5 protein-coding genes and 1 tRNA gene are annotated in these 5,568 nt (G+C 42.0%); 3 read left to right on the top strand and 3 right to left on the bottom strand.

Features of this window, described 5'->3' with window-relative positions:
- Window positions 1–44 precede the first annotated feature (44 nt).
- Window positions 45–120, bottom strand: a tRNA-Thr gene (locus tag NX845_RS14665).
- 210 nt (window positions 121–330) lie between these two features.
- On the opposite strand from NX845_RS14665, the gene coaA reads away from it, so the two are divergent.
- The gene (gene coaA / locus NX845_RS14660; RefSeq protein WP_017078366.1) at window positions 331–1,254 is read left to right on the top strand and encodes a type I pantothenate kinase; all 924 of its coding nucleotides are present in this window, start codon (window positions 331–333) and stop codon (window positions 1,252–1,254) included.
- Between the two features lie 7 nt (window positions 1,255–1,261).
- Here coaA and birA read toward each other — a convergent pair whose 3' ends face one another.
- Window positions 1,262–2,227: a bifunctional biotin--[acetyl-CoA-carboxylase] ligase/biotin operon repressor BirA gene (birA, locus tag NX845_RS14655; RefSeq protein WP_065682919.1), complete on the bottom strand. Its 966-nt coding sequence runs from the start codon at window positions 2,225–2,227 to the stop codon at window positions 1,262–1,264.
- Window positions 2,224–3,270, bottom strand: a complete 1,047-nt coding sequence (gene murB, locus NX845_RS14650; RefSeq protein WP_065682918.1) for a UDP-N-acetylmuramate dehydrogenase — start codon at window positions 3,268–3,270, stop codon at window positions 2,224–2,226. The genes birA and murB overlap by 4 nt, the downstream gene beginning before the upstream one ends.
- Before the next feature lie 66 nt (window positions 3,271–3,336).
- Between murB and NX845_RS14645 the strand changes: the two genes are divergently transcribed.
- Window positions 3,337–3,768 (top strand): GNAT family N-acetyltransferase, encoded by a 432-nt coding sequence (locus tag NX845_RS14645; protein WP_065682917.1) that lies wholly within the window; start codon window positions 3,337–3,339, stop codon window positions 3,766–3,768.
- Between the two features lie 91 nt (window positions 3,769–3,859).
- Window positions 3,860–5,200, top strand: a complete 1,341-nt coding sequence (gene pssA / locus NX845_RS14640; protein WP_065682916.1) for a CDP-diacylglycerol--serine O-phosphatidyltransferase — start codon at window positions 3,860–3,862, stop codon at window positions 5,198–5,200.
- Window positions 5,201–5,568 lie beyond the last annotated feature (368 nt).

The following is a 5,568-nucleotide window of genomic DNA, read 5'->3' as shown; positions in this document are numbered from 1 at the left end:
AATTTTGATCTTTCTCTCGCTCTCTATAAATAGAAGGGAGAAAGTGGTGCCGACTACCGGAGTCGAACTGGTGACCTACTGATTACAAGTCAGTTGCTCTACCTACTGAGCTAAGTCGGCACAAGTGGGGCGCATTTTATTGAATGATTTTCCACCTTGCAATAGTAAATTGCAAAAAAGTGCAAAATTCTCTTATCAAATTCCTATATACGGTTATTTAGCTCAAGGTTTCTGCCTTTAATCCGCATCTAGTAAAGGAAGATATTTAATTTATCTATCGCTTGATGTATTTTCCATGCACTTGTTTTGTTATCCACTATAGAGTTTTGTATGAGCCCATTTATGTCATTTGACCGCGCGCAGTGGTCTGAACTAAGGAATTTAGTTCCAATGACACTTTCTGAGAGCGATTTGAAAGAGCTTCAAGGCATCAATGAAAAGCTGACAATGGAAGAAGCAGTAGAGATTTATCTACCGTTATCGCGCCTGTTAAACCTCTATGTGGCCGCTCGACAAAATAGAAACTCAGTGCTTCATCAATTTCTGGATAAGAAAGAAACTGCGCCACCATTCATCATTGGCATTGCTGGCAGTGTAGCAGTAGGGAAAAGTACAACAGCTCGTCTATTGAAAGCTTTGCTATCTCGTTGGGAAAACCACCCTAAAGTTGAGCTAGTTACGACAGATGGCTTCTTATATCCAAATGAAATATTGGAAGAAAAAGGATTAATGAGTAAGAAAGGGTTCCCTGAGTCCTATGATATCAAAGCGCTAGTCAATTTTGTTTCAGACGTAAAGGCATGTAAGCGTAATGTGACTGCACCTGTGTACTCTCATCTCACCTACAACATTACCAAGGAAGTAAAAGAGGTCGACTTACCCGATGTGCTCATTATCGAAGGGCTCAACGTTTTACAAAGCGGTATGAATTACCCACATGAGCCTCATAGAGTCTTCATTTCAGACTTCCTCGACTTCTCATTGTATGTCGATGCTGAAAGCGCTCAAATTCAACAATGGTATGTAAATCGTTTTATGAAGTTTCGTGAAGGTGCCTTCGCTAAACCTGGGTCATATTTTGGGCACTACACTAAATTATCAGATCTAGCCGCTAAGGAAAAAGCAGAAGGTATTTGGCAATCAATCAATGGTTTAAACCTAGAGCAGAATATCCTTCCGACCAGAGAAAGGGCTCACCTGATTTTACGCAAAGGCGCAGATCATATGGTTGAGGAAGTGTTACTAAGAAAATAGTAGAGCCTTAGTCCCCTTTTCTTAGGGATATCTCTCCACCGATATAGCTCTCTATACCACTCTCAGTTTTGAGCAGCACGGCGCCTTGTTCATCAATCCCCTGAACGACACCTTCAATTTCTCTAGGTCCAATAATCAACCTTACGTTGCGACCTAAGAAATTATCTAAGCGGTTCCACCGTTCGACAAAATTAGACATTCCTTTCAACTCATAGTCGGCAAGTGACTTGTCCCAAGCATTGATCAGAGCCTGTGCTAACTGGTTACGATCGGGCACTTTTCCATCACAGATCTCTTTGAGAGACGTCCACGGCTGACCAATACCTGATGTTGTCGGGTCCATGGACAGGTTTAGTCCCAAACCAATAACAATATGAGCAGCGCCACCAGACTGTCCTGACAACTCGACTAAAATACCCGCGAGTTTCTTGTCATTATGGTAAAGATCATTCGGCCATTTCAGTTTAACGCCTTCAACACCCATCTCTTCCAAGGCTTCAACAACAGCAACGCCAACGACAAGGCTTAATCCCATAGCGGCAGCCATACCTGCATCGAGCCTCCAATACATTGAAAGGTAGAGATTTGCACCAAATGGCGATACCCACTCTCTTCCACGACGTCCACGACCTGCAGCTTGATATTCAGCAATACAGACCGACCCCGATTCGAGGGTATTAGTACGCTCTAATAGGTGCTGGTTTGTAGAACCTATGATTGGAATCAGCTCAAGAGAAGCATCGCGACTAACTGCAGACAATTTTTCTTGGTCAAGCATATCTAAACGACTGGCTAGCTTGTAGCCCTTGCCTTGTACTCGATAGATATCTAAACCCCACTTTTGAATACCCTTAATGTGCTTACTGATAGCCGCTCGTGATACACCAATCATTTCACCTAGGTCTTCACCTGAATGAAACTCACCGTCAGCAAGACATCTCAATAGTGCAAGCTTGGTACTGTGCTCTCTCATGCCAATGACTCCAAAGCTTTATCTAAGTTTGTCTCACTGTCTCGTCCCATAAAACGCACTTCATGTTCCAATCGAATATCGAATTTATTCAAGACTGATTGACGCACTCGCTCTGCAAGCTTAAGGATATCCACAGCAGAAGCCTCATCATAATTGATGATAACTAATGCTTGGTTCGGGTGAACTTGAGCCCCACCTTCTGTCACGCCTTTGAACTGGCATTGATCAATCAGCCAACCTGCAGCTACTTTGATCATGCCATTACTCTCATAGCCGACAATGTTGGGATATAGAGCTAACAAGCGATCAAAATGATCTTTGGTGATCACAGGGTTTTTGAAGAAGCTACCCGCATTGCCTTGGACTCTAGGATCTGGCAACTTACTTGAACGGATAGCGCATACTTCATCAAATATAGTACGAGGAGAGAGAGTCTCAGCTGGTAGGCTTTTTAACGGACCATAGTGATTACATGGATTCCACTCTTTAGGTAGGGTCAAACCAATCGCAACAACAATCGCTTTGCCATAGAGAGCATGTTTAAAAATAGAATCTCGGTAGCCAAAGAGACATTCCTCTTTGCTTAACCGCTTAACTGTATAAGTATCCAGATAAAGAATATCAACATATTCGCATACGTCTTGCAGTTCAACACCATACGCACCAATATTCTGAATCGGAGCAGAACCTGAACAACCAGGTATCATTGCGAGGTTTTCTAGACCACCCAGACCTTTATCAACACTCCACTCAACCAAGCTTGGCCAATCCTCACCACCACTCACATGCAGAAGGTGATGACGATCCGTCTCGGTCAGCTCAATCCCAGCTAATTTATTCACAATGATCAAACCAGCGAAATGCTTGGTAAAAAGCATATTGCTGCCCTTACCCAGAATTAACTTAGGTGAAGTTGACCATTTAGGATTCCTATAAACCGAAATCAGTTCGTCGATCGTGGTTACTTCAACCAACGCATCACAGGTCTGATCGATAGAAAAAGTATGAACATTTTTTAAACTAGCATTGAGATGGAATTGCATGGCGATATTCAATTAACTTACACTGCCATCATTCTACAGCAGATAAACCAATGGCGCAGTGACTGAATGAACAATGTCATCATTACTCAATTAGACCCAGTAAAGGTTCCCCTAGTTAAACGTTTCTATAAAGAACATTACCCAACGGGAAAAGCGAACAAGAGTGAACTGATCTATTCGTTATTACTAGATAACGAGCTTTGTGGTGTCGTGCGTTTTCGCACCATTGAAGATAATCGCTTACTTACTGGTATGGCGATATCAAAACAACATCGTGGTAAGCAATTAGGCTCTCTACTTATGGACTATTGTGCGAAACATACGCTAACAGAAAGCGATTATTGCTTTGCTTATGCTCATCTCACCAACTTTTACTCTCGACACCAGTTCATGCAAGTAGACCCAAAAGATCTTCCTAATGGCCTAAGAGTTTTGTACGAGCGCTATTCGAATAGCGGAAAAGATCTCATTCCTATGCATTATCAGCAAAATTGTTAGAGAATGCCTCGATTATCTAGTATTTGATGCTATCCCTTTGGTAAAATTAGAGGTTCGCAATTTTGCATATTTTTAAGGTAAAACAGTCAATATGATTGCCAGTAGGAATCCATTCATACAGTTGCCAACCATAGCGCAGAATCCTGACAAGTTTGAAGTACTACTATCAGCGCAAGAGTTTAGAGCTCGCTTACTTGATGAGATATCTCGCGCAACAACTCGTATTAGTTTAGTCGCTTTATATCTTGAAGATGATGAGGCTGGCCGTGAGATCCTAACTGCCTTATATGAAGCAAAGCAAAAGAATCCAGAATTAGATGTGAGTGTGTGTGTCGATTGGCACAGAGCTCAACGTGGATTGATTGGCGCGGAGTCTTCTGAAGGCAATGCAGCCATGTATAAAGAGTTTGCGGAAAAATATCAGCACTCTGTACCCGTTTATGGCATTCCAGTTCGCGGCAAAGAAGTCTTTGGCGTATTGCACTTAAAAGGCTTTATCGTCGATGACAGTGTGATATACAGCGGTGCAAGCCTTAACAATATCTACCTGAACTACCATGACCGCTATCGCTTTGATCGTTACCACGTTTTAAACAACGCAACGCTTGCTGATACAATGTTTACATACGTACACGAACAGATGGTCTCAGACATTGCTGTTTATGATTTGGCTGATAAGAACAAACCAGCTACCAAAGAACTGAAACCTGCAATTCGTCAGTTCCGAGCATCGTTAGCAAGATCTCAATATCAATTCGATGGTCAAGATGTTTCTCCCGAACAAGTCGCTGTGACACCATTGGTAGGTATCGGCAAAAGACGTAACCGTCTGAATCAGGGAATCAATCAACTTGTCGCTCAGGCTAAAGACGAGATCTTCATTTGTACGCCTTACTTCAATTTCCCACCGAGTCTAGCAAAAGAAGTAAAGAGAGCGCTTAAACGTGGCGTAAAGGTCAGTATTGTTGTTGGTGATAAGACAGCCAATGACTTCTTTATCTCCCCAGAGGAAGAGTTTAAAACGATTGGTGGTTTACCATACCTTTACGAGTTGAACCTGCGTCGTTTTGCTAAAGCCAACGAAGCTCATATTGCTAGTCGTAACCTTTCGATTCGACTTTGGCAACACGATTCAAATAGCTTCCATCTAAAGGGTATTTGGGTCGATAAGCGCTACATGCTTCTAACAGGTAATAACCTAAATCCTCGAGCATGGAAACTGGATCTAGAAAACGGCATCTTTATCCAAGATAACTACCATCACTTAACAGACAAGTTCCAGGCTGAAGTAGATAATATTGTTCAACACACTCAGCTAATATGCACTTATAAGCAATTGGAGAAGGTTGAGAGCTATCCGATGGAGGTTCAGAAGTTGATTCGTAAGATCACTCGTGTCAAAGCCGATAGAGTCCTTAAACAAATATTGTAGTAGATGTATTAAAGTACTAATTATCAACGCCTAGCAACCGCTAGGCGTTTTTGTATCTGCAAGATAAGTTTATTTGATGTAATTTCACTATTTACTCAAGACCAGTGCCAACGCTTAAACCTCCAAGTATCTACCTTTATTAATCAGCCTAATAATTAAGATGCGGCTATCAGATACAAATAACAACCAAGTCAGATACCAACTCAATCGACAATTACTTTCTATACCCTACTCCACTCACTACAGCGAGGAACTAGCGTGATAGATCCCCCCCCTTATGCTCAGTTGTGCTGTAGTGGTCTAATGATCCCGGACACCAAATTAGGTGGTAAAGTCTCCACCATAAATGAGGTGTTCAATGACAAAAC

Source organism: Vibrio sp. NC2 (assembly GCF_025195005.1).
Classification (GTDB): Bacteria; Pseudomonadota; Gammaproteobacteria; order Enterobacterales; family Vibrionaceae; genus Vibrio; species Vibrio splendidus.
This window is presented reverse-complemented; position numbering and strand designations above follow the sequence as displayed.

Bases quoted from the DNA above. Each gene is read 5' to 3' on its own strand.
- NX845_RS14645 (WP_065682917.1), top strand. From the start codon at position 3,337: ATGAACAATGTCATCATTACTCAATTAGACCCAGTAAAGGTTCCCCTA.
- pssA (WP_065682916.1), top strand. From the start codon at position 3,860: ATGATTGCCAGTAGGAATCCATTCATACAGTTGCCAACCATAGCGCAG.
- coaA (WP_017078366.1), top strand. From the start codon at position 331: ATGAGCCCATTTATGTCATTTGACCGCGCGCAGTGGTCTGAACTAAGG.
- birA (WP_065682919.1), bottom strand. From the start codon at position 2,227: ATGAGAGAGCACAGTACCAAGCTTGCACTATTGAGATGTCTTGCTGAC.
- murB (WP_065682918.1), bottom strand. From the start codon at position 3,270: ATGCAATTCCATCTCAATGCTAGTTTAAAAAATGTTCATACTTTTTCT.